We start from the raw sequence: 23009 nt of genomic DNA on the forward strand, positions 1-23009 counted from the left end.
CTATCATGTGTCGTTCCTTTTCACCGTGCCCTTGAGTCGTCTCCATGAACCAGCTCGAACAACTGAAGCAATTCACCACCATCGTCGCCGACACCGGCGATTTCCAGGCGATGAAGGCGTTCGCGCCGCGCGATGCCACCACCAATCCCTCGCTTATCCTGAAGGCAGTGCAGAAGGATGAGTACCGGCCGCTGATGGAAAAGGCGGTGCGCGACCATGCCGGCGAATCCACCGGCGACATCATCGACCGCCTGCTGGTCGCCTTCGGCACCGAAATCCTGAAGATCATTCCGGGGCGCGTCTCCACCGAGACCGACGCCCGCCTCTCCTTCGATACCGAAGGCACCATCGCCAAGGGCCGCCATCTCATCGGCCTGTACGAAGCCGCAGGCATCGCCCGCGAGCGGGTGCTGATCAAGATCGCCTCCACCTGGGAAGGCATACGCGCCGCCGAGGTGCTGGAGAAGGAAGGCATCCGCTGCAACATGACGCTGCTGTTCTCGCTGCCTCAGGCGGTGGCCTGCGCCGACGCCGGCGTGCAGCTGATCTCGCCTTTCGTCGGCCGCATCTACGACTGGTACAAGAAATCCACCGGCCAGGAATACACCGGCGCGGAGGATCCGGGCGTGCAGTCGGTCAAGCGCATCTACGACTACTACCGCAAGTTCGGCTACAAGACCGAAGTGATGGGCGCGAGCTTCCGCAACACCTCGCAGATCGTCGAGCTGGCCGGCTGCGACCTGCTCACCATCAGCCCGGAACTGCTGCAGAAGCTGGCCGAAACCGATGCGCCGGTCGCGCGCAAGCTGAGCCCGGAGGAAGCGGCGGCCAGCGACCTGCAGAAGCTGACGCTGGATGAAAAAGCCTTCCGCCTGATGCTGAACGAAGATGCGATGGGTAGCGAGAAGCTGTCGGAAGGCATTCGCCTGTTCTGCGCCGATGCGGTGAAGCTGGAGAAGCTGGTGGAAGCGCTGAAGCGCTGAGCGACTTCGCATTTCCGGCGGCACCAACAAGAACCGCGGCCATGGCCGCGGTTTTTTATCGTCCCTCGGTCGAGCGCCAAATCGAGCGCTAAAGCTTCTCGGTTTCGCCTGACTTCGGCTGCCATTTCATCAGCCGCTTTTCGATCATGCCGACGAGCATGTCCAATACCAGCGCGAACGCCGTCAGCACCAGGATGCCGGCGAACACGGTGTTGATGTCGAAGGTGCCTTCCGCCTGCAGGATGAGGTAGCCGACGCCGCGCGCCGAGCCCAGATACTCGCCGACGATGGCGCCGACGAAGGCAAGGCCGACGGAAGTATGCAGGCTGGAGAACACCCAGGAGGTTGCCGACGGCAGATACACCTGGCGCAGCAGCTGGCGCTTGTTCGCCCCCAGCATGCGCGCATTCGCCAGCACCACCGGGCTCACTTCCTTCACGCCCTGGTAGACGTTGAAGAAGACGATGAAGAACACCAGCGTCACCGCCAGCGCCACCTTGGACCAGATGCCGAGGCCGAACCACATGGCGAAGATCGGCGCCAGGATCACCCGCGGCATGGAATTGGCCGCCTTGATGTAGGGATCGAGGATGGCGGAGGCCATCGGCGACAAGGCGAGCCACAGGCCGAAGGCGAGACCGAGCAGCGTGCCGATGGCGAAGGCGAGCATGGTCTCCGACAGCGTGATCAGCAAGTGCGGATAGATCTCCGCCGGGAAGTTGAGCGTGAACCAGGTGCTGTCGCCGATGCCGACTTCGAGCGCGCCGTTGCCGACGGTGAACCACTGCCAGATGCGCGCCATGACCTTGAGCGGCTCGCCGAAGAAGAAGGCGGCTTGGGCATCGCGGGTGGCCAGGTGCCATGCGCCGAAGAAAATGACCGCCACCAGCAGCTGCCAGAGGCGCAGGTTGCGCTGGTTCGGTTTGATTGCATTCCACATGGATCAGACCTTTTGCTTTTGTTGTTGGTAGCCCTTCAGCACTTCCTCCCGCAGCACGCCCCAGATCTGCGCATGCAATTCGACGAAGCGCGGATGGGTGCGGATCTCGGCGACGTCGCGCGGGCGCGGCAGGTCGATGACGAATTCGCCGATCGGACGGGTAGCCGGGCCGGCCGACAGCACCACCACCCGGTCGGACATGGCGATCGCCTCGTCGAGGTCATGGGTGATGAACAGCACCGCCTTCTTCTTCGCGTTCCACAGGTCCAGCACCTCGTTTTCCATCAGCTGGCGCGTCTGGATGTCGAGCGCCGAGAATGGCTCGTCCATCAGAATGATGTCGGGATCGAGCACCAGGGTCTGGGCCAGCGCCACCCGCTTGCGCATGCCGCCGGAGAGCTGGTGCGGATAGCGGTCGCCGAAGCCTTGCAGGCCGACCCGCGTCAGCCATTCCTCGCCCTGGCGGCGCGCATCGTCCTCGGCCACACCGCGGAACTGCAGGCCGGCGATGACGTTCTGCAGCGCGCTGCGCCACGGCATCAGCGCCTCCGCCTGGAACATGTAGCCGGCGCGGCTGTTGATGCCGTTCAGCGGCTGACCGAATACCTTCACCGTGCCGGACGACGGCTCCAGCAGTCCGGCACCGACATTGAGCAGGGTCGACTTGCCGCAGCCGGTGGGCCCGACCACCGAGACGAACTCGCCCGGCGCGATGTTGAGCGTGGTATCTGCCACGGCGGTATAGCGCTGCGACCGGTCGTCCTTGGAGACGAAGGTGCAGGTGATGTTGTCGAGGGAAAGCGCTGGGATCATCTGGGGTTGCGATCTCGGTTTTCATGTATTGGTAAATGCCGACCGCACAAAAAGATGCCATCCGGTCGGGATGGCATCTTCACTGCATCTCGGCTGGAACCGGCATGCCGGTTCCGCTCGGCGAGCTCAGTGATACTTGGCATTGGCTTTCTTCACCATCTCGTTGGTGAAGGTCTTGGACAGGTCGATGCTCTTGCCCGCGAGGTCCGGCTCGAAAGCCTGCAGCGCCTTGAGCGCGGTGCGCGGACCCGCTTCCGGAAACATGCCGTCGGGCGACATCGCTTCCCTCACCTTCATGAACGCTTCGATATACAGCGCCCGGTCGCCCAGCAGATAGCTTTCCGGTACGACCTTGATGATGTCGGACGGGCCGGCCTTCTGGATCCACTTCAGCGCCCGCACCATAGCATTGGTCAGCGCCTGCGCGGTGTTCGGGTTCTTCTTCAGGAAAGCTTCGGAAGCGTACAGCGTCGCCGCCGGCATTGGGCCGCCGAAGACCTCGTTGGTGTCCTTCAGCGTACGGGTATCGGCCACCACCTTGATCTCGTTCTTCTGCTGCAGCATGGTGATGACCGGATCGAGATTGGAGATGGCGTCGATCTGGCCGGAACGCAGCGCCGACAGCGCGCCGGCCGAGGCGCCGACGCCGATGAAGGAGACGTCGCTCGGCTTCAACCCGGCCTTGGCCAACACGAAGTTGGCCATCATGTTGGTGGAGGAACCAGGCGCAGTGACGCCGATCTTCTTGCCCTTCAGGTCGGCGACGGACTTGTAGTTGGGCATGGTCTTGTTGGACACGCCGAGCACGATCTGCGGCGCCCTGCCCTGCAGCACGAAGGCGGTGATCGGCTGTCCCTTGGCCTGCATGTTGATGGTGTGCTCATAGGCGCCGGACACCACGTCGGCGCTGCCGCCCACCAGCGCCTGCAGCGCCTTGGCGCCGCCGGCGAAGTCGCTGATCTCGACCTGCAGGCCCTCTTCCTTGAAGTAGCCAAGCTGTTCGGCGATGGTAAGCGGGAGATAGTAGAAGAGATTCTTGCCGCCGACGGCGATCGAGACCTTGGGCTTCTCGACCGTCTGGGAAAAAGCCTTGGAATTGAAGGTGAAGTAGCCGGCCAGGAAAAGCGCCAGCGCGATGGCAAACTGCTTCCAGAATCTGCGGTTCATGAAGTCGTCTCCTTTGATGAATTGCTTGTTCGGCAGTATGTTTTTGTCGGCAATCATACCCCAGCCCTGGCTTGGCGGGTTGGCATGCAGCCGAGGTGCGCCCGCGTTGCCGCTGGCTCCGCCGTTCAAAAATGGAAACGTATTATGCCCGACCGACTCTGCCTGTCACAGTGAATCGAGCGCCCAATGAAAACAGGCGCCCCGAAGGCGCCTGCATGCGGTTGCCGAAGCGGAGCGTCAGGTAGCGCGCCTATCCAGCATCGCCCGGGCAATGGTGCCCGCATCCACGTATTCCAGTTCGCCGCCCACCGGCACGCCGCGCGCCAGCCGGCTCACCTTCAGTCCGCGCGTCTTCAGCGTTTCACTGATGTAGTGGGCGGTGGCCTCGCCCTCGTTGGTGAAATTGGTGGCCAGCACCACTTCGGTGACGATGCCGTCGCCGGCCCGATTCACCAGCTTGTCGAGATGGATGTCCTTGGGACCGATGCCGTCCAGCGGCGAAAGGTGGCCCATGAGCACGAAATACAGTCCCTTGTAGGTCAGGGTCTGTTCGATCATGAGCTGGTCGGCCGGGGTTTCCACCACGCACAGCAGCTCGGCATCCCGCTCCGGATCGCTGCAGGTTTCGCAGATCTCGGCTTCGGTGAAGGTATTGCAGAGCGCGCAGTGATGGATTCTTTCCACCGCCTGCGCCAGCGCCCGGCCGAGCAGGGCCGCGCCATCGCGGTCGTGCTGCATCAGGTGGTAGGCCATGCGCTGCGCCGACTTGGGGCCGATGCCCGGCAGGCGGCGCAGCGCTTCGGCCAGGAATTCCAGACTGGAGGGTGATTTCACTGTGCTTCTTGTTCCATACGAAAAGCGGCGCCCGCCGCGTCGACCCATGTCCCGCGAGGCGAGGTGCGCATGCAGGCTTGGACCGTCAGAACGGCAGCTTGAATCCCGGCGGCAGCGGCAGGCCGGCGGTCATGCCCGCCATCTTTTCCTGCGACGTGGCTTCCGCCTTGCGCACCGCATCGTTGAACGCGGCCGCCACCAGGTCTTCCAGCATGTCGCGGTCGTCGCCGAGCAGGGACGGGTCGATGGACACGCGCTTGACGTCGTTCTTGCAGGTCATGACCACCTTCACCAGGCCGGCGCCGGACTGGCCCTCGACCTCGATGGAAGCCAGCTGCTCCTGCATCTTCTTCATGTTGTCCTGCATCGCCTGGGCTTGCTTCATCAGTCCCGCGAGTTGGCCCTTCATCATGGTGTTTCTCCTGAATCGTCTAGGTGGTTCGTTTTACAAGTATGCGCCATCCGCGCTCAAACCGGGCGGATGGAGCCCGGCACGATGGTCGCGCCGAATTCCCGCATCAGCGTCTGCACGAACGGATCGCTGTGCATGGTCTGCTCCGCCTCGCGCTGGCGCGTCTCCTGCTCGGCCAGCAGGCGCGCATTGGCGGTGTGCTCGACCGCGCCGATCTCGGTATCGACGCGGATCGTCCGGCCGAAGTGATCGGTCAGCGCAGCCGCCAGCTTGTCGATGCTGCCGGCGGAACGCAGGGTTTCGAGCGGAATCCTCAGGGTGAAGGCGTAGCCGTCGCCCAGCGGTTCGCAGCGCAGGAGTTCGCTTTGCTGCGCCAGTTGCTGCACCACCCCGCGCAGGGCCAATGCAGCGGCCAGCTGCGGCCAGTTGCCATCCCAGTTGAGCGCAGGAATGGCCTGCGGCAGATATGGCTTGGCCGGTGCGGCGGGCTTGGCGGCAGGGGCAGGTTGGAAAGCAGGTTCGGCTAGGGACGGCGGCTCACTTTTTTTTTGAGCGATGGCCTCGTCGGGCAGTTCGATCGGCGGCGGATTATCGCCCTCCTCCCAAGGCGGCACGAGCGACGCCGACGCCCGGGCCGGCGCCGGCTCGGCCGGCATCGCAGCCGGCGCCGACCTGGCCGGCGTCACCGCCTTTCCGCCTCGCGCTGCAGCGAGCGCTGCGCGGGCCGGGCTCATTGCAGCGGATTTCACCGGCTCGACAGCCGTCACGGCGGACGCCGCCTCGGCCGCAGCGGGTGCGGACCGAGCAGGCTTAACGGCTGAGGCCGATTGCACCTGTGCCTTGACGGCAGAAGGAACCGCCGCGGGCCTGCGTGCCGGTGCCTGGTCGGTCTGCTCGGATCCGCCGCCATCGACAGGCCGGAAAGCCAGCATGCGCAGCAGCGTCATGGAAAAGCCGGCGTATTCGTCCGGCGCCAAGCCGAGTTCATTGCGGCCATGGACCGCCACCTGGTAGTACAGCTGCACGTCTTCCGGCGTGAAGCATTGCGCCAGGCGCAGGATGTGTTCCCGCTCCGGCACGTCCTGGGGCAGCGCCTCAGGCGCGAGCTGTGCCAGCGCCAGCCGGTGCAGCAGCGTGCCGAGGTCCTGCAGTGCATTGCCGTAGGACAGGCTGCGCGATGCCATGTCGTCGGCGACCTGCATCAGTGCCGCGCCATCGCCTGCGGCGAGCGCATCCATGATGCGGACCAGATAGGTTTGGTCGAGCGCGCCGAGCATGCCCTGCACCGCCTCCAGCGTCACCTCGCCGGCGGCATAGGCAATCGCCTGGTCGGTCAGCGACAGCGCATCGCGCATCGAGCCCTGGGCGCCCTGTGCCAGCAGGCGAAGCGCCGGCTGTTCGAAGGCGATGCCTTCCTGGCCAAGGATGTTCTGCAGATGACCGACGATGTGGCCGGGCGGCATCTGTTTCAGATTGAACTGCAGACAGCGCGACAGCACAGTGACGGGAATCTTCTGCGGATCGGTGGTGGCGAGGATGAACTTGACGTGCTCCGGCGGCTCCTCCAGCGTCTTTAGCATGGCGTTGAAGGCGTGGTTGGTCAGCATGTGGACTTCGTCGATCATGTAGACCTTGAAGCGGGCATTCGACGGCGCGTAGATCGCCTGCTCCAGCAGCTGCGCCATCTCGTCCACGCCGCGGTTGGAAGCGGCGTCCATCTCGATGTAGTCGACGAAGCGGCCGGCATCGATCGCGGTGCATGCCTCGCACACGCCGCAGGGCTTGGCGGTGACGCCGGTGACGCAGTTGAACGACTTCGCCAGGATGCGCGACAGCGTGGTCTTGCCCACGCCGCGGGTGCCGGTGAACAGGTAGGCATGATGCAGGCGCTGATGCTCGAGCGCATGCGTGAGCGCGCGCACGACGTGCTCCTGGCCGACCAGCGTCTCGAAGCTTTTCGGGCGATATTTTCGGGCAAGGACTTGATAGGACATAGGCGAGCCGGAATGCAAGGTAACCGGCATTTTACCTGACCCGCTCGGGTCTGACCGTGCCGGAAGTTACCCGTCGGACAGGCATGGCCGAAAGACGGCTGCGAGCCAGCGGAGCGAGAGAACGGAAAACGGGGGAACCGCCGCAGCGGAAGAAATGATGGTGAAGCTGAAGGGGCGAGCCTTGTCTACGGCACTTGCGGGGAATGGCTGTGGCTGCTTCGTTCCCGACCTGACCAGGTTGACCATGCCACAATGCGCAGGGGCCCGCCGACGACAATTGTACCAGCAATGCGCTTCCGCCGCCGCAGGAATCGTCACCGGGCGGCGGGGCGCGAAAGATTACTTTCGGTCAGGATTTCTTGATGATGCCGCAGGCGATGCGGCCGCCGGAATTCCCGGCCGGCTGGGAGGCATAGTCGTCCGGGTTGGCGTGGATCACCACTGCGCGGTCGAGGATGCCGTATTTGCCGCTGTCGAGGGTGAGCATGCCGACCTCGAACGAGACGTTGGCATTGCCCTGGGCATCGGACATCAGGTTGGGCAGGTCGCCGGCATGGCGGCTGGGCTGGTTCGGATGGTTGTGCTGCTGGCCGTCCGGATTGAAATGGCCGCCGGCACTGGTGGCATCCGCTGCCGAGCAGTCGCCCTTCTCATGCACATGGAAGCCGTGCGCGCTGTTGGGCTTGAGGCCGCTCGCCTTCACCGTCACCAGCAGCCGGTCGCCGCGCTCGGCGAAACTGACGTCGCCGGCAGCGCTGGATGCACTGCGCGGTTCCAGCGTGGCGCGGGCGCCCTTGCCTGCGCCGGCGGCCTGCATCGGCGAGGATTGGCAGGCGGCCAGGGCAAGCATGCCCAGCATGGCGTAAATCGTTTTCATGGCGAGTCTCCTTTTCATTGGTTGATTGTCAGAGCCAGACCGTGATGCATCCGGAAAAGCCGCTACAGCGTAGCGTTTGATTGCGAGGCTGTCCATGTGATCGCGCAGGCGAAGAGCGCAAAAGGCGCTACAACCCGAGTTCATCCCACATATCGTCGACCTTGCGCTTGACCTCCGGCGCCATGGCGATCGCCGTGCCCCACTCCCGCGAGGTTTCGCCCGGCCACTTGTTGGTCGCGTCGATGCCCATCTTGCTGCCGAGGCCGCTGACCGGCGAGGCGAAGTCGAGATAGTCGATCGGCGTATTGTCCACCAGGGTCGTGTCGCGCGTCGGATCGACCCGGGTGGTGATGGCCCAGATCACCTCCTTCCAGTCGCGGATGTCGACGTCCTCGTCCACCACCACGATGAACTTGGTGTACATGAACTGGCGCAGGAAACTCCAGACGCCGAACATCACGCGCTTCGCATGGCCTGGATACGCCTTCTTCATCTGGACGATGGCCATGCGATAGCTGCAGCCCTCCGGCGGCAGGTAAAAGTCGGTGATCTCGGTGAACTGCTTCTGCAGCAGCGGGATGAAGACTTCGTTCAGCGCCACGCCGAGAATGGCCGGCTCGTCGGGCGGCTTGCCGGTATAGGTGGAGTGATAGATAGGCTGCCGGCGCATGGTGATGCGATCGACGGTGAAGACCGGGAACCAGTCCTGCTCATTGTAGTAGCCGGTATGGTCGCCGTAAGGCCCCTCCAGGGAATGCTCGTAGCCGCTGGGATGGCTGGCATCCGGATAGATATGGCCTTCCAGCACGAACTCGGCCGAGGCCGGCACCCGCAGTTCGCTGCCGATCGCCTTGACCAGTTCGGTGCGGCTGCCGCGCAACAGGCCGGCGAACTGGTACTCCGACAGCGTATCGGGCACTGGCGTGACGGCGCCGAGGATGGTGGCCGGGTCGGCGCCGAGCGCCACCGCCACCGGATACGGCTTGCCGGGATTGACGATGGCATGCTCGCGGAAATCGAGCGCGCCGCCGCGGTGCGCCAGCCAGCGCATGATGACCTTGTTCCGGCCCAGCACCTGCTGGCGGTAGATGCCGAGGTTCTGGCGCTTCTTGTGCGGTCCCTTGGTGATCACCAGTCCCCAGGTGATCAGCGGCGCCACGTCGCCCGGCCAGCAATGCTGAATCGGCAGGCTGGCCAGGTCGACATCCCGTTCTTCCCACACCATTTCCTGGCAGGGTGCGCTGCGCAGCTCGCGCGGCGCCATGTCCCAGATCGATTTCACCAGAGAGCCGAGGCCGAGCAAGTCCTTGAAACCTTTGGGGGGCTCCGGCTCCTTCAGCAGCGCGAGGACCTGCCCGATGCGGCGCAATTCGCCCACGTCGTCCACGCCCATGCCGAGCGCCACGCGGCGCGGCGTGCCGAACAGGTTGGCCAGCACCGGGATGTCGTGGCCTTCCGGTCGCTCGAAAAGGAGCGCCGGGCCGCCGGCACGCAGCACCCGATCGGCGATTTCGGTCATTTCGAGGCGGGTGGAAACCGGCACATTGATTCGCTTGAGCTCTCCCAAGCGCTCAAGCTGGGAAATGAAGTCCCGGAGATCTGAGTATTTCATGATGGGTATCAAACTTTTTGCACCTGTCGCTTCTTTAACGCTCTGCGGCAAGTCACTGATTTTAATAGTGTTTGGTTTTTAATAAGAATGCTATTATACCTCTATGTTATAAAGGAATGACTCTTTAGTATTGACTTGATATAAACCCACCCCTAAAATTCGGCCAAATCGTCAAACATGCATCTTTGGCTACTTTGCGGTCTGACAATCATTCACGGGAATCGGGGTCCCACGTAACATTTTAAGGAGTGTTCTCAAAAGGCGTCTGCCTTACTCCCCGAACCAAGTTGCAAATTCCTGTTGCGCAGCATGCAAGTCATCTGCAACAGCGTAATGAAGCGGCTCCGACATTTGCCGAACGCGCCACCCAACTGCTTCGGCAAGTGATTGTTTCTGATTCACGGCAATCAAGACTGGCTTACCAGCCCGTCTCGGGATCTTTTTGTCGCGATGATTCAGGAGGTTCAATGGTCAATCGTTTTTTCAGGGCTACGTCCGACTTCGCCCGCCGCCAGGGCAGGCAAACGGCGACGCTCGTCGTCGTCACCAGCGAAACCGTCAACCGGTTCATCAAAACCGCCCACCATACAGTCATGCTGCTCGGTGTGCTGTCCCTCGGCACTCTCGGCATTCTGTTTGTCAATCCGGACATGGCGGACCACGTAAAGGCACTCTCCCCGTTCGCCGTGGAAGCCGAGCAGGATATCGAGGAAGAACCGCAGCAAGTCGCGCTGACCGAAGCCAAACCGGCGCCCTCCGAAGCGAAGGCCGCGACTGCGACGGAACCGGCACAGGCCAAGCCCGTTGCCGTGCCATCGCCGCTGCCGGAAACCCTGCCCAAGGCGGCTGCGAATTCCAAGCAGGAGCAATGGGTTACCAACTGGCTGTCCAAGCGCTATCGCGTCGCCACCGACGCCACCCATATGCTGGTATCGGCCGCCTATATGACGGCACGAGAAATCAAGCTCGATCCGCTGCTTATCCTGTCGGTAATGGCGATCGAGTCCGGCCTGAATCCCTTTGCGGAGAGTCCGGTGGGCGCCCAGGGCCTGATGCAGGTGATGTCCAAGGTACACCGCGACAAGTTCGAGCGCCATGGCGGTCCCGCTGCTGCGCTCAATCCGATCGCCAACATCAAGGTCGGCTCCATGATTCTGAAGGATTACGTCTCGCGCGGCGGCTCGGTCGAAGCTGGCCTCAAGCTCTATGTCGGCGCTGGCGCCTTTGAGAACGATTCGGGCTACGGCAGCAAGGTGATGGCCGAGTATCGGCGCCTGAAGGATGTCGCCATGGGCAAGAGCGTGCCCACGTTCACCGCCCCGTCCAACCCTTCGCCGGCGATCCAGAAACCGAAGTCGCCGGAAATCAAGCAGGAAGGCGGAACCACGGTGCAGCTGGAAAAGAACAATGACGCTTCCATGCTGATCAACGCCTACGACGCGCCCGACCATCGCAGCTGAACGGGCATCAGCCGCATTTGAATGAAGAAGGGCCAGCATCCGCTGGCCCTTCTTCATTATTCAGCCGCCCCACCCCTCGGCGCAGCTCGGAACGGGTCACCGCTTCCGGCTAGCAAAATAATTTTTCAGGCGCCGCACCGCTTCCTGCAAATTCTCCATCGACGTCGCATACGAGATCCGGACATAGTCGCGGGCAGTATAGGAGCCGAAATCTAGGCCCGGAACCATCACCACGCCCGCCTCGCGCATGAGCTCCAGCGCCAGCGCGTCGGCATCGTCCGCCAGCTTGCGGCAATTGGCGTACACATAGAACGCGCCATCGGGCACGACAGGAATGTCGAAGCCGATCTCCCGCAGCGCCGGCACGATGTAGTCGCGCCGCCGCTTGAACTCGGCCTTGCGTTCCTCGTAGATGGCGATGGCTTCCGGCGAAAAGCAGGCCACGCCGGCGTACTGGGCCACCGTCGAGGCGCAGATGAACAGGTTTTGCGCCAGCTTCTCGAATTGCGGCAGCAGGCTTTCCGGCACCACCAGCCAGCCCAGCCGCCAGCCGGTCATGTTGAAGTACTTGGAAAAGCTGTTGATGACGATGACATCTTCACCCAGTGACAGCGCGGTGAACGGCGCATCGTCATAGGTCAGGCCCTGGTAGATTTCGTCGACGATGGTGAAACCGCCCTGCTCCCGCACTGCGCCGACGATGCGCGCCAGCTCGCCATGCTCGATCGACGTGCCGGTCGGGTTGGACGGCGATGCCAGCAGCACGCCGCGCGTCTTGTCATTCCAGTGCTGGCGCAGCATGGATTCGGAAAGCTGGAAGCGATGCTCCGGCCCGCTCGGGATCATGGTGGCGCGGCCTTCGAAGGCCGCCACGAAATGCCGATTGCAGGGATAGGAAGGGTCCGGCATCAGCACCTCGGCATCCCGCTCGACCAGAGCGGCACAGGCCAGCAGCAAGGCGGCGGAGGCGCCGGCGGTGACCAGAATGCGGCGCGGCGCCACATCGATGCCATAGACATTGCGATAGAACCCCGAGATGGCTTCGCGCAATTCCGGCAATCCCGTGGCCGCCGTGTATTGCAGCCTGCCCTCGCGCATCGCCTGTTCCGCCGCCCGCAGCACCGGCGGCGCGGCGGTGAAGTCCGGTTCGCCGATGCTCATGTGAATCATGGAGCGGCCGGCCTTCTCGAGCTCGGTCGCCATCTTCGCAAGCTCCATGACGTGGAATGGCTCGATATGGGCAAGCCGGGAGGCGAGGTTGTCGGGGATCCTGGGGGCGTTCATGGAATGCGGCCGCCGGCGGCCAGAGGAATTGAATCAAGGAAATGCCGGCGCCGTTCGCGGCGCGGGCATGCAAACCTCAGCGCTTGCCGACCTCGGCTTCGCGCACCTTGGCGGCAAACTTGTCAAGTACGCCATTGACGTACTTGTGGCCGTCGACGCCGCCGAAGGACTTGGTCAGTTCGACTGCTTCGTTGATGACGACCTTGTAGGGAATCTCGATGTGATTGCTGAGCTCGAAGGCGCCGATCAGCAGGGCCGCGTGTTCCACCGGCGACAGCTGGTCGATGGGCCGGTCGATCAGCGGCATCAGGCCTTCACGCAACTGCGCCGCCTGCTTGATGGTGCCGTGCAGCAGCGTGTCGAAATGCTCGGCATCGGCCTTGTCGAAGCCATGCGCCTGGCGGATGTGGGCGTCGATGACGCCGGCATCTTCCTGATTGAGCAGCCACTGGTAAAGGCCCTGCAGGGCGAACTCGCGCGCGCGGTGGCGCGGCGTCCGGTTTTTGCTGGGATTGGCGTGAACGGTTTTCTGGGTCATGGCGGTAAACTGCAAAAGCCACGCCGCATGGCGTGGCGAATTCATCAATCAGGAAGCGATGCCGCGGGGCGGCCGCAACGCTTACTCTTCGTCGGGTCCGGCGGATAGTTCATCCATGGCCATGGACAGGTTGGCCATTTCCACCGCCACGCGGGCGGCTTCCATGCCCTTCTGCGCCATGCGCACTTCGGCCTGCTCGTCGGTTTCCGTGGTCAGGACCGCGTTGGCCACCGGAATGCTGTAGTCGAGCGCAACGCGGGTGATGCCGGCGCCGGATTCGTTCGATACCAGTTCGAAATGATAGGTTTCGCCGCGGATCACCGCGCCGAGCGCCACCAGGGCGTCGAACTGCTGGGTCTGGGCCATTTTCTGCAGGGCAAGCGGAATTTCGAGCGCGCCCGGAACCGTCACATGCAGCACGTCTTCGTCGGCGACGCCGAGGTGCTTGAGTTCAGCCAGGCAGGCGGACAGCAAGCCGTGACAGACATCCTCATTGAACCGCGCTTGCACGATGCCGATACGCAGGCCTTCTCCGTCGAGGTTGCTTTCATAGGTTCCTACTGTCATCGCTGTTCCTTTTTGCGCCGGGGGCGCTTTGTTTTTAATGTGCGGCCTGTCGAATTGCAAGTTTTTTATCCCGGCGAGCCGGGACGGCGACAGGCCGCCGGATATTCTTGCGCCTGAGCGGCCGGAGACTACTGAGCCGGCTTTTCCAGATAGCCGGTGACTTCCAGGTCGAAGCCGGTCATGGAAGGCATCTTGCGCGGGTTGGCCAGCAGCTTCATGCGGCACACGCCGATGTCGCGCAGGATCTGTGCGCCGATGCCGTAGGTACGCAGATCCATGCGGGCGGCGCGCTGCTGGGGCTGGTTGTTCGAATTGTTGAGGGCGTCGAACTGGGAGAACATCTGCTCGGCCGACTCCTCGCAGTTCAGAAGCACCACTACGCCGCTTTCGCTGGCCTGAATGGTGGCCATGGCGGCGGCGATATTCCAGGAATGGGTGGTGGCTTCGGTCTCGAGCAGGTCGAGGATGGACACCGGCTGGTGCACCCGCACCAGGGTTTCGCGCTTGGGCTCGATGTCGCCATGCACCAGCGCCAAGTGCGCGCCGCCGCTCGGCTTGTCGCGATAGGCAATGGCGCGGAACTCGCCGTGCGGCGTGCGCATGGCGCGCTCGCCGATGCGCTCGACGATGCTTTCGTTCTGGCTGCGGTAATGGATCAGGTCGGCGATGGTGCCGACCTTCAGATTGTGCTCCTGGGCGAACTCGATCAGGTCCGGCAGGCGTGCCATGGTGCCGTCGTCCTTCAGGATCTCGCAGATCACGGCGGCCGGCATCAACCCGGCCAGCTCGGCGAAATCGCAGCCGGCCTCGGTATGGCCGGCGCGCATCAGCACCCCGCCCTTCTGTGCCTTGAGCGGGAAGATATGGCCAGGCTGGACGATGTCGCTCGGCTTCGCGTTGCGCGCCACTGCAGCCTGGACGGTCTTGGCGCGATCGGCGGCGGAAATGCCGGTGGTCACGCCCTCGGCCGCCTCGATGGAAACGGTGAAGGCGGTGCCGTAAGCGGTGCCGTTGCGGCTGGTCATCATCTGCAGGTTGAGCTGGTTGCAGCGCTCTTCGGTGAGCGTCAGGCAGATCAGTCCGCGGCCGTACTTGGCCATAAAATTGATCGCTTCCGGCGTGACGAACTCGGCGGCGAGAACCAGATCGCCTTCGTTTTCCCTGTCTTCCTCGTCGACGAGGATGACCATGCGGCCGGCGCGTAGCTCGCTGATGATTTCTTGTGTGGTTGAAATGGACATGATTCGGATCCTGGGTAGCCCGCTATTCTAATGGATTTGAAGAGAATCCCCGACGCAATGCGGCAACCGCATGGGAAAACGGTGGCAGCAAGGCTGCGCGCCCTGCCTGCCGTGAACCCACCGGATTGGCGCCGAATAAGGGTGCGAACCGGCTGTAAACGGAAAGGATTGCCGGCGATGCGTTAGCCGGCGTCAGTGTCGCCGTGGGCGCGTAAGGAAATCATCCGCTCGACGTAGCGCGCAATTACGTTCACGATTCCGCAACTATTTGTTCTCACTGGATTTTTACGAAATACGGTAAAAATGTACCGTAGAAAATACCGTGGAATTTTATAAGCACATGAGACAACTCATTTGGATACTTGATACCAACTGAGACCGTGCAAAATTTTTAGTGTCCAACCATGACGCTCAGCATCGGCAAAAACCGCACATGGTATACTAACAACTTCTTGGTGCATCTCGGTCGCTACTTACCGAATAAACCAAGATGACCAGATATGCCGGCTTGCCGTGTACATGCGTGGCAATGCAACCGGCAAGTCGTTTGGTACCCATTCTCGGTCGCCCGAACAACTGCGGCCATAACCCCGATCGTACGACCGCCTATCCTCTAGCTGCCACGCTTGCGGATAGCTTCTCCGCTGTTTTTTATAATTAGGCATCCGATACCTCGGAGGGGAGCGTTCGTCCGTTCGCTCTCCAGGAGGTATCCACATGAAGCATGACTATCTCGTACAAAGGTTTCATCCAAATTTGAGCATCGGCTTTGAGCCGTCCGTCTTGCGTGGCAAGCAGCTAATGCCAATCCATTGCCAGCAAGGGGGCTGGGACAGCGCATGCGGCGCACATGCGGCTGCAACCGCTATGGCACTGACTGGCGAAATCCATGACGTGGCCGTGCTGTCGGAGCGGCGCAATGGTGTGGCAGCGCGGTTGTGGAAAGCTGCGCGAGCAAAATACTTTGACGGCGTAACCGTAGATGAGCTAGCAGCGATGATCGAAGACATGGGCACGGAAAGAAAAATTACTGTCTGCGCCGGACGACACGCAAAATGTCTAGATTTCGTGCTTGCGCAGTTCAACCGAGGAAGCGCGGTAATCATTAGCTGGCATAGCCGGCGCGGCCAACAACATCATTTTTGTACAATCATTGGCACCGAAGGCCGACAGCGTGGAAGTGACTTCACGCCAACTACTCTTCTGTGTTTAGACCCGTCGCTTGAGGCCCCGTGGATGAGTTGCTATAACAGCCGGCTGGAATTCACTGCACATCCTCCACCGCGTAACGCATCCTATGTCCGGTATCGGTGTGCGGATGGCACAAAGCTGGCGGTGACATTGACGAGTGCACTGGCAATCGGAAGCACGGCTGGAAACGCATAGGCATGCAAACCGTGTTTCCATCTAAATATGATTGTTAGTCACCCTACTAAGTGGACGACGTATCCATTTCGTAGAATCAGCAGCACGTACGTACGTGCTGCTGAACGTTCATTCAATACGGTCAATAAACGTGCAACTCTTCGGTCAATAAACGTCCAACTCTTTGACTGCAACACTTAACCCTGTTCCGCTGCAAGCTATACTAAGAGGTTAACATCTTGCAAAGTAGCCATAGCGAGTTTCACATTGGAAAATCAGAACAAAACCACTCGGGACAAACACGGTTACCCAGCAACTTTTCAAGTCGCGGTAGCACTAGCTGCAATCCAAGCAAAAGAAAGTGTTGCTGAAATTGCGCAGCGGTATGGCGTCAACGTGGATCTGGTCGGGCAATGGAAAGCCCAATTACTAGATGGTGCAGTCAATGTCTTCATCGAAGAAAGTCCCAATCTTCTTAGCAATAGAGAGATTTCGCGTAACGACCTAGCCCTAACTATTGCGGAAAACTCTACACAAGGGTTTGCCATGATGGATGAGCACGGTTACTGCATCTATGCCAATCGTGCGTGGTTACAGATGACTGGCTACACGGCTGCGGAGATTGGTTCGATGCCCTTGCACGACCTGGTGCACCATCACTATCCCGATGGACGCCCGTATCCAATGAATGAATGCCCGATCGACCGTGCGTTGCCTGAAAACTTTGAAGTCCGCGCGCATGAAGACTTATTTTTTCGCAAAGACGGCAGTACCTTTTCGGTGATGTGTGCCGCAAGTCCAATTTTCAAGCATGGTCGTCCGATCGCGACTGCAATTGAAATTCGCGACATTACCGAAAAGATGCGTATTGACGACGAACTCCGTAGAGTCTCTGAACGTCAGGCGTTCCAGCTTAAGATGGCAGAAAGTCTGCGTGCTTTAGCTAAGCCGAATGAAGTCATGAAAGCAGCAAGTCGCTTAATTGGCGAGCATTTCGGTGTAGGGAGGGTTGGCTACGGCGAAATCGACCCAGCCGAGAAGACCGTCAGTGTGCATGACGACTGGACAAATGGCGCGATGGCTAGCTTGGCTGGAGAATCCAGACCATTAGAAAGCTTTGGGCCGACCATCATCAATGAATTAAGAAGTGGCAGAACATTACGCTTGGACGATATGGCCGAGGACCAGCGTTCTGCTCCGTATGCAGCCGGATATGCCAGTATCGGCGTGTGCTCAATGCTTGCTGTTCCATTGATAGAAGATCATCGCCTTACGGCAATACTGTACTTGCATGAATCTACGCAGCGCCCTTGGACTGATGAAGAAATCACGTTGGTAGAAGACGTGGCGCGGCGCACATGGGAAGCCGTCAAGCGAGCACGTGCAGAAGAGGACTTACGCGACGAGACGCGCATTCTTGAACTACTGAACCAGACGGGCCAAATCGTTGCATCAACTTTGGACATGCAGACTTTGGTGCAGTCAATTACAGACACGGCTACGCAACTCAGTGGCGCACAGTTTGGCGCATTCTTTTACAGCACGAAAGACGAGCAAGGCGATGTAATGTCCCTATTCACGCTTTCCGGCGCTCCACGTGAAGCATTCGAGCGGTTTGGTCATCCGCGCGCGACACCTCTCTTCGGCCCAACATTTAATGGACAGCCGCCAATTCGTAGTGACGACGTTACGAAAGATGCGCGTTATGGAAAATGGGAACCACACTATGGTATGCCGCCCAGGCATCCGCCAGTACGCAGCTATCTAGCCGTGCCAGTCGTTTCCCGCTCCGGAGAAGCAATTGGCGGTTTATTCTTTGGTCATTCCAGCATTGGTGTCTTTTCTGAACGTACAGAACGGCTCATTGTGGCGGTGGCCGCGCAAGCTTCAGTTGCCATTGACAATGCGCGCCTATACGAACAAGCCCAAAGAGCAGCGGAAGAGCGCGAAAATTTGTTGCATCGAGAACGCTCTGCGCGCTCGGAGGCTGAGCGGTTAAGTCGGATGAAAGATGAATTCTTGGCCATGCTGGCACACGAACTACGCAATCCTTTAGCACCAATTAGTAGTGCAGCCGAGCTTTTGAACATGCTTTATGCCAGTGAACCACGGGTGCACCAAACCAGCACGATCATCCGCCGTCAAGTTGCGCACATGACGCGGCTAGTTGATGACCTGTTGGATGTGTCGCGTGTCACACGCGATCTGGTCACACTTCATAAGAAGACACTAGATTTCCGCGATGTTATTACAAGTGCATTATCTCAGGCGCAACCACTCATTGACGAAAAGCGGCATCGTGTAACACTGCAACTGCCACATGTCCCCATCTACGTCCATGGTGACGAAACCCGGCTGGTACAAACAGTCGCAAACATTCTTAATAACGCGGCAAAGTACACGCCAGAAGCCGGCAACATTGTTCTGCAATTGGACGCTACGCCAAGCCAGCTTCAGTTACATATCAAAGATAACGGCACTGGCATTGCGTCCGAATTGCTGCCAGACGTGTTTGAGCTATTTACACAGGGAACCCGTACACTGGCGCGTTCACAAGGCGGATTAGGTCTAGGTCTTGCGCTGGTCAAGAAGCTGGTTGAGCTACATGGTGGTGGCGTCTCTGCATATAGTGCTGGAACCGGGCAAGGGAGTGAATTCACCATTGTTTTACCATTGGCAGCTTCCATGGCAGATGAATCCCACATTACTGACTTAACGAACAATGTCGGTCGTCAAGATGCACAAGACACGCACGCGGCGGCGCTGCATTTGACCGTTATTGACGACAACATGGATGCGGCAAACGGGCTGGCGTCATTGCTTCGCGCCATTGGACACCGAGTCTCAGTCCATTACACAGCACAAGCTGCGCTGCGCCAAGCTGTGGTCGAAACGTCGCAAGTATTTCTAGTGGACATTGGATTGCCGGATATGGACGGCTATGAACTTGCGCGGCACTTGCGCGCCCTTCCACAAGTAGCGCACTCAACGCTTATTGCCGTCACCGGCTATGGACAAGCACAGGACCGGGAACGAAGCCAAGCCGCTGGCTTTTCTCATCATCTAGTCAAACCAGTTGATATGGTGGCTCTTGCTGCAATACTCGGCGAGGTGAGCATCACCACTGCCAATAAACCGATCAGCGTTATAGAAAAGTAGGTAATGCAGCGATATACATCCGCGGAAGCAGCAAAGCTAGTTGACGAGTTGAGACAAGCTCGGGATGCACTTGCTTCGTCGCACCACGACAGACAATGGTTCCGCCGCATTCATCGTAAAATTACGCAGTACGCGCTTGAACATGACCAAGTTGAAATCCTCTGGTCACTGGAAAACCAGTTCAAAGCCGGAAAAATCTCGTCCGAAGAGTTTGACTCCGCACTTCTACAGCTTCTGACCAGTCCGAATGGCTAGAACAAATCCTTCCCAGTATTAGCTTGCCAGCTTGATATGGCTGCATTCTAGAATAGTTTTCAAGCGTCCGTCAGCTTTAGAGAAACGGAGTTGATTGCGGCTATCAGATCGGCTTTAGTAACTTTATCAAGCTCACTGTCTCTGTGGGTATCACCAGACAATCTTTGTCCAGCTACTCGTTGCAAATCGCTGATACAAAGCCGGAGCCATGCGTTGGTGGGCTGCACAATCGCATTAACGTTGAGTGCAAGTGAACCTATTGCGTTAGCGAGATGTGTCCTCTGCTGCTCTGTCAACAAATCCCATTCTTCGTCAATGATGTGACGAATCAGCACAATCAATTCTTTCCTTGTATTATTGATAACACCAACGTCATCCAACTGTGTCAAAAGAATATCTAAAGTAGCCATAACCAAACAATTATTTCCAATGCGCCATGATGATACAGTATGGAAATACTAGGGAAAATTAGGCGCCTTTGTTGATAAACGTCAATAACGCCTTATCATGACTTAGCAACCAACCGTGAAGAATAGATGGATAAACAAGCCTTACTGAAGCTGATTGCGGAAAGCAGCTACAACATCGGATTTGGTGCAAAAAAGCATTTCGCCACTTTTGACATAGTGGAAAAGGTTCCTGGCTGGATTGGATTAGCATCGTTGACTGCTGGTGTGCTTGCGCTGTTTATCAAAGAACTAGAAGAGAAGTATGTCACTGCAGCATTCACAATCCTTGGCATAGCAGCATTGACATTCAATTCTTACAATGAAAAGAAGGACCAATATAATCAAACCGGTATCGCATTGACCGGCAAGTTCCATGAACTAAGATCGCTTTACCAAACCGTAAAGTCCCTAACAGCCACTGTTGGCTTGACTCCTTACCTTGCAGAACACAGCCGAATTCAACAAGAAGCCCTGCAGTTTGGAATGAGCAAACACATTTTCTTGAGTGACTGGTACGCTCACATCAAGTTTTTCGGCCAAAGCCAAACCGATTGGATGGATGAGCAACTGCATTTTGGCTTTATTAAAGACAAGATACCATTCAGTGCCAAGGTTCTTTTTGTTGCTATTTCAATCCTCGTGGCTGCGCTATATCTGCCGAATGCTGTCGCCTATCTTAAAAACTTCTGCGGCTGATAATGAGTGCTGCCTTCTTTCAACAATTTCGCGAAAATTTGAGCGTTCAGAACGCTTCTGACATTTCTACTTCATACGCCAGTATCACTACGCGGCTTAACAAAGATTTCTGGAATCAGGAATCCGATGTGTACCATCGACGGCAAGTCGGCTCATACGGCAGAAAAACGGCGATCCATGGCATCAGTGACCTCGACATGGTCTTCGAGCTACCGTGGCCGCTGTACGAACGTTACAAAGCATATGAAGGCAATGGTCCCTCCCAGTTGCTGCAAGCCGTTAGAAAGTCGCTTCAGGCTCGTTACCGGAAAACAGAAATCAAGGGGGATGGTCAAGTAGTGGTAATCGAGTTTTCCAAATTCGTAGTGGAAGTACTGCCTGCATTCGTTGACAAAGAGTGTGACGGCTATCGCTTCGGTGATGCAAACAATGGCGGCTCATGGAAACTATGCAAGCCGGTTCAGGAAATGGATGCTGTTGACCAACGCAACATTGCCACAAACCGGAATCTCAAGCACGTCTGCAAAATGCTCCGCGCGTGGAAGAACACGCATGGCGTGAATATGGGCGGGCTGCTCATTGATACGCTGGCATACAACTTCTTTGGCCAAAATTCCGAGTACAACGACAAGAGCTATGCCGCATATGACAAGCTCTTCGTAGCACTTTTTACTTATCTTGGCGGTCTGGATCATCAAGACTATTGGGCAGCGCCAGGTAGCGGCCAGCGCGTACACAGCAAGGGTAAATTTCAATCGAAAGCAAAAAAAGCGGCTGCCAAGTGCCAGGAAGCGTTAGAGACTGACAAGGAAAAGAAAAAAGTAAAGTTGTGGCGTGAAGTCTTTGGACGCTCCTTCCCGACAGAGATTGTCACATCGGCCAAGTCTGAATCGGTTGCTCAACACGACACATCGCGTTATACCACTGAGCAGTTCATTGAAGACATGTATCCGGTCGATATTCGATTCGATCTAACGATCGACAGTGATGTGCTTCACGAAGGAGCCAATGCCGGTCGGCTTCGTATGCTGGCACAGCGTTTCTTTTGGCTTCCGCAAGGGCGCTCACTCCGTTTCCATGTAGTCGAATGCGATGTTCCGCGTCCGTATCAATTGATGTGGAAAATCAGGAACGTAGGAACAGAAGCGGAGCGCAGGGACTGTATCCGGGGGCAGATTTTCTTTGATCATGGAAAGCAAGAGCAACGTGAGCGCACCGACTTCCATGGTGAGCACTTTGTTGAGGCGTATGTTATTAAAGATGGTGTTTGCGTTGCACGTGACGTAATCGACGTGCGCATCAATCAATAATACGCGAATATCAGGGTTGTTTGAATGATCATCAGTCTTTGCTGGAAACTATGGATATTTTGACGTTTATATCGGAATTAGCTAAAGCCTTAGCTTGGCCTGCGGCTGTAGTCTTCCTGGCTTTCATGCTCAAGAATCCACTCACTGAGCTAATCCCTCTCCTACGGCGGCTGAAATATAAAGAGTTGGAAATGGAGTTCGCAAAGGAAGTAGCCGACCTTAAAGCGTCAGTAGCGGCACCCGAGCCCACGCCGGTGGAGGGTGTAGTGTCCAAACCCACCGATGGCCGGCTTCTCCAGTTAGCAAATTTTTCTCCACGTGCAGCTATCATGGAAGCTTGGATTGAGGTTGAGACGGCGGCAAATGAAGTAGCGAGTTCTTTTTGGAACCAAGGACCGAGCGAAATCATGAGGAACTACTCGCGACTAGGCGAGTACTTGCTTCAATGCAAGGTCTTAAGTAGCACACAATTGGAAACATTTAATAAGCTACGGCATCTGCGGAACAAAGCTGCGCATGCAGAGGAGCTTGATCTTAGTGAGACCGACGCGCGAGCCTATGTTGAGCTTGCCACGGCACTTGCAGCGCACATACGCTCATCAAGATAGAGCGCAAGACGGGCTGTCGTCCTGTATCAAATGCACTAAAGCGTATGCGCGGGCGCCCTGACGCGCGTGCCGGAAACTCTTTGCTTACATGTGACAAGCTTGTGGATTTTTTTCCGACTTCACACAAGCTCAGCAACTACGTTAATCAGTACTCTAGTCGTTGTCATGAGTACCACATGCAGCCAAGCTAGCAAACACTGGCATCAATTGGTTTCTTTATGGAAATATTTATCTATTAACAACATGCGGCTGTTGTACTGGTGTCAGCAATGAAGAGAGAGACCGCACTAGACCGATCAAAAAGCGATTAGAGCCGTTTTCATGCACACATGGATCCACAATGGCAGCGGTAAGAAAAACGGCTCTAATGCGTGGAAAACCAAACCAAGTTTATTATGGTCAATATTGCAATTAAAACATCTTTCATGTTGGCCAATACCACTGC

21 protein-coding genes and 1 other RNA gene are annotated in these 23009 nt (G+C 58.3%); 8 read left to right on the top strand and 14 right to left on the bottom strand.

The genetic code is table 11. The features are described from left to right. Positions 1-44 precede the first annotated feature (44 nt). Complete coding sequence (gene tal / locus CHB88_RS04200) at positions 45-983, top strand: transaldolase (RefSeq protein WP_089398048.1); 939 nt, start codon at positions 45-47, stop codon at positions 981-983. A gap of 88 nt (positions 984-1071) precedes the next feature. Here the strand turns inward: tal and CHB88_RS04205 are convergent, their stop codons facing one another. The 9 genes from CHB88_RS04205 to ubiD all read right to left on the bottom strand — a co-directional run bounded on the left by CHB88_RS04205 (position 1072) and on the right by ubiD (position 9632). Then, on the bottom strand, positions 1072-1923 hold the full coding sequence (locus CHB88_RS04205; protein WP_089398049.1) for an ABC transporter permease: 852 nt from the start codon (positions 1921-1923) through the stop codon (positions 1072-1074). A 3-nt stretch (positions 1924-1926) separates the two neighbouring features. Continuing rightward, positions 1927-2736: an ABC transporter ATP-binding protein gene (locus CHB88_RS04210; protein WP_089398050.1), complete on the bottom strand. Its 810-nt coding sequence runs from the start codon at positions 2734-2736 to the stop codon at positions 1927-1929. Between the two features lie 126 nt (positions 2737-2862). Further along, positions 2863-3903 carry an ABC transporter substrate-binding protein gene (locus CHB88_RS04215; protein WP_089398482.1) on the bottom strand — a complete coding sequence of 347 codons (1041 nt, stop codon included), beginning with the start codon at positions 3901-3903 and terminating at the stop codon, positions 2863-2865. Positions 3904-4140: 237 nt separating this feature from the next. Beyond that, a complete protein-coding gene (recR, locus tag CHB88_RS04220; protein ID WP_245844738.1) occupies positions 4141-4737 on the bottom strand; it encodes a recombination mediator RecR in 597 nt (198 codons plus the stop codon). A gap of 85 nt (positions 4738-4822) precedes the next feature. Beyond that, on the bottom strand, positions 4823-5149 hold the full coding sequence (locus CHB88_RS04225) for a YbaB/EbfC family nucleoid-associated protein (RefSeq protein ID WP_089398052.1): 327 nt from the start codon (positions 5147-5149) through the stop codon (positions 4823-4825). A gap of 56 nt (positions 5150-5205) precedes the next feature. After that, positions 5206-7143, bottom strand: a complete 1938-nt coding sequence (gene dnaX, locus CHB88_RS04230; protein ID WP_089398053.1) for a DNA polymerase III subunit gamma/tau — start codon at positions 7141-7143, stop codon at positions 5206-5208. 170 nt (positions 7144-7313) lie between these two features. Continuing rightward, positions 7314-7412: signal recognition particle sRNA small type (ffs, locus tag CHB88_RS04235), an RNA gene on the bottom strand. Positions 7413-7492: 80 nt separating this feature from the next. Next, positions 7493-8020, bottom strand: a complete 528-nt coding sequence (locus CHB88_RS04240; RefSeq protein WP_089398054.1) for a superoxide dismutase family protein — start codon at positions 8018-8020, stop codon at positions 7493-7495. Between the two features lie 127 nt (positions 8021-8147). After that, positions 8148-9632 carry a 4-hydroxy-3-polyprenylbenzoate decarboxylase gene (gene ubiD, locus CHB88_RS04245; protein WP_089398055.1) on the bottom strand — a complete coding sequence of 495 codons (1485 nt, stop codon included), beginning with the start codon at positions 9630-9632 and terminating at the stop codon, positions 8148-8150. 467 nt (positions 9633-10099) lie between these two features. On the opposite strand from ubiD, the gene CHB88_RS04250 reads away from it, so the two are divergent. Further along, positions 10100-11092 (top strand): transglycosylase SLT domain-containing protein, encoded by a 993-nt coding sequence (locus tag CHB88_RS04250; protein WP_089398056.1) that lies wholly within the window; start codon positions 10100-10102, stop codon positions 11090-11092. A 96-nt stretch (positions 11093-11188) separates the two neighbouring features. Here CHB88_RS04250 and CHB88_RS04255 read toward each other — a convergent pair whose 3' ends face one another. The 4 genes from CHB88_RS04255 to ribBA form a co-directional block, all read right to left on the bottom strand. Then, the gene (locus CHB88_RS04255; protein ID WP_089398057.1) at positions 11189-12376 is read right to left on the bottom strand and encodes a pyridoxal phosphate-dependent aminotransferase; all 1188 of its coding nucleotides are present in this window, start codon (positions 12374-12376) and stop codon (positions 11189-11191) included. A 76-nt stretch (positions 12377-12452) separates the two neighbouring features. Continuing rightward, positions 12453-12914: a transcription antitermination factor NusB gene (nusB, locus tag CHB88_RS04260; protein ID WP_089398483.1), complete on the bottom strand. Its 462-nt coding sequence runs from the start codon at positions 12912-12914 to the stop codon at positions 12453-12455. 81 nt (positions 12915-12995) lie between these two features. Next, positions 12996-13481: a 6,7-dimethyl-8-ribityllumazine synthase gene (gene ribH / locus CHB88_RS04265; protein WP_089398058.1), complete on the bottom strand. Its 486-nt coding sequence runs from the start codon at positions 13479-13481 to the stop codon at positions 12996-12998. Positions 13482-13609: 128 nt separating this feature from the next. Further along, positions 13610-14722 (bottom strand): bifunctional 3,4-dihydroxy-2-butanone-4-phosphate synthase/GTP cyclohydrolase II, encoded by a 1113-nt coding sequence (gene ribBA / locus CHB88_RS04270; protein WP_089398059.1) that lies wholly within the window; start codon positions 14720-14722, stop codon positions 13610-13612. 717 nt (positions 14723-15439) lie between these two features. Between ribBA and CHB88_RS24140 the strand changes: the two genes are divergently transcribed. The 3 genes from CHB88_RS24140 to CHB88_RS24145 all read left to right on the top strand — a co-directional run bounded on the left by CHB88_RS24140 (position 15440) and on the right by CHB88_RS24145 (position 19501). Next, positions 15440-16108 (top strand): hypothetical protein, encoded by a 669-nt coding sequence (locus CHB88_RS24140; protein WP_143131110.1) that lies wholly within the window; start codon positions 15440-15442, stop codon positions 16106-16108. Positions 16109-16354: 246 nt separating this feature from the next. Further along, positions 16355-19246, top strand: coding sequence for a GAF domain-containing protein (locus CHB88_RS04275; protein ID WP_143131111.1), 2892 nt, complete (start codon positions 16355-16357; stop codon positions 19244-19246). A gap of 3 nt (positions 19247-19249) precedes the next feature. Continuing rightward, positions 19250-19501: a hypothetical protein gene (locus CHB88_RS24145; protein WP_143131112.1), complete on the top strand. Its 252-nt coding sequence runs from the start codon at positions 19250-19252 to the stop codon at positions 19499-19501. A 59-nt stretch (positions 19502-19560) separates the two neighbouring features. Here CHB88_RS24145 and CHB88_RS04280 read toward each other — a convergent pair whose 3' ends face one another. Then, positions 19561-19911 (bottom strand): hypothetical protein, encoded by a 351-nt coding sequence (locus CHB88_RS04280; RefSeq protein ID WP_089398061.1) that lies wholly within the window; start codon positions 19909-19911, stop codon positions 19561-19563. Between the two features lie 126 nt (positions 19912-20037). On the opposite strand from CHB88_RS04280, the gene CHB88_RS04285 reads away from it, so the two are divergent. The 3 genes from CHB88_RS04285 to CHB88_RS04295 are packed head-to-tail and all read left to right on the top strand — an operon-like array spanning position 20038 to position 22564. Beyond that, positions 20038-20646: an SLATT domain-containing protein gene (locus tag CHB88_RS04285; RefSeq protein WP_089398062.1), complete on the top strand. Its 609-nt coding sequence runs from the start codon at positions 20038-20040 to the stop codon at positions 20644-20646. Between the two features lie 2 nt (positions 20647-20648). After that, the gene (locus CHB88_RS04290) at positions 20649-21956 is read left to right on the top strand and encodes an SMODS domain-containing nucleotidyltransferase (RefSeq protein WP_089398063.1); all 1308 of its coding nucleotides are present in this window, start codon (positions 20649-20651) and stop codon (positions 21954-21956) included. A gap of 20 nt (positions 21957-21976) precedes the next feature. Continuing rightward, positions 21977-22564, top strand: a complete 588-nt coding sequence (locus tag CHB88_RS04295; RefSeq protein ID WP_217900125.1) for a hypothetical protein — start codon at positions 21977-21979, stop codon at positions 22562-22564. Positions 22565-23009: the final 445 nt, after the last annotated feature.

Source organism: Noviherbaspirillum humi, from assembly GCF_900188095.1.
GTDB lineage: Bacteria > Pseudomonadota > Gammaproteobacteria > Burkholderiales > Burkholderiaceae_D > Noviherbaspirillum > Noviherbaspirillum humi.

Excerpts from the sequence above, each read along its gene's own strand:
- CHB88_RS04290 (WP_089398063.1), top strand. The coding sequence starts at position 20,649 with ATGAGTGCTGCCTTCTTTCAACAATTTCGCGAAAATTTGAGCGTTCAG.
- dnaX (WP_089398053.1), bottom strand. The coding sequence starts at position 7,143 with ATGTCCTATCAAGTCCTTGCCCGAAAATATCGCCCGAAAAGCTTCGAG.
- CHB88_RS04215 (WP_089398482.1), bottom strand. The coding sequence starts at position 3,903 with ATGAACCGCAGATTCTGGAAGCAGTTTGCCATCGCGCTGGCGCTTTTC.
- ribBA (WP_089398059.1), bottom strand. The coding sequence starts at position 14,722 with ATGTCCATTTCAACCACACAAGAAATCATCAGCGAGCTACGCGCCGGC.
- tal (WP_089398048.1), top strand. The coding sequence starts at position 45 with ATGAACCAGCTCGAACAACTGAAGCAATTCACCACCATCGTCGCCGAC.
- CHB88_RS24145 (WP_143131112.1), top strand. The coding sequence starts at position 19,250 with ATGCAGCGATATACATCCGCGGAAGCAGCAAAGCTAGTTGACGAGTTG.
- ribH (WP_089398058.1), bottom strand. The coding sequence starts at position 13,481 with ATGACAGTAGGAACCTATGAAAGCAACCTCGACGGAGAAGGCCTGCGT.
- CHB88_RS04205 (WP_089398049.1), bottom strand. The coding sequence starts at position 1,923 with ATGTGGAATGCAATCAAACCGAACCAGCGCAACCTGCGCCTCTGGCAG.
- CHB88_RS04255 (WP_089398057.1), bottom strand. The coding sequence starts at position 12,376 with ATGAACGCCCCCAGGATCCCCGACAACCTCGCCTCCCGGCTTGCCCAT.
- ubiD (WP_089398055.1), bottom strand. The coding sequence starts at position 9,632 with ATGAAATACTCAGATCTCCGGGACTTCATTTCCCAGCTTGAGCGCTTG.
- CHB88_RS04240 (WP_089398054.1), bottom strand. The coding sequence starts at position 8,020 with ATGAAAACGATTTACGCCATGCTGGGCATGCTTGCCCTGGCCGCCTGC.
- CHB88_RS24140 (WP_143131110.1), top strand. The coding sequence starts at position 15,440 with ATGAAGCATGACTATCTCGTACAAAGGTTTCATCCAAATTTGAGCATC.
- CHB88_RS04210 (WP_089398050.1), bottom strand. The coding sequence starts at position 2,736 with ATGATCCCAGCGCTTTCCCTCGACAACATCACCTGCACCTTCGTCTCC.
- CHB88_RS04225 (WP_089398052.1), bottom strand. The coding sequence starts at position 5,149 with ATGATGAAGGGCCAACTCGCGGGACTGATGAAGCAAGCCCAGGCGATG.
- CHB88_RS04280 (WP_089398061.1), bottom strand. The coding sequence starts at position 19,911 with ATGGCTACTTTAGATATTCTTTTGACACAGTTGGATGACGTTGGTGTT.
- CHB88_RS04250 (WP_089398056.1), top strand. The coding sequence starts at position 10,100 with ATGGTCAATCGTTTTTTCAGGGCTACGTCCGACTTCGCCCGCCGCCAG.
- nusB (WP_089398483.1), bottom strand. The coding sequence starts at position 12,914 with ATGACCCAGAAAACCGTTCACGCCAATCCCAGCAAAAACCGGACGCCG.
- CHB88_RS04285 (WP_089398062.1), top strand. The coding sequence starts at position 20,038 with ATGGATAAACAAGCCTTACTGAAGCTGATTGCGGAAAGCAGCTACAAC.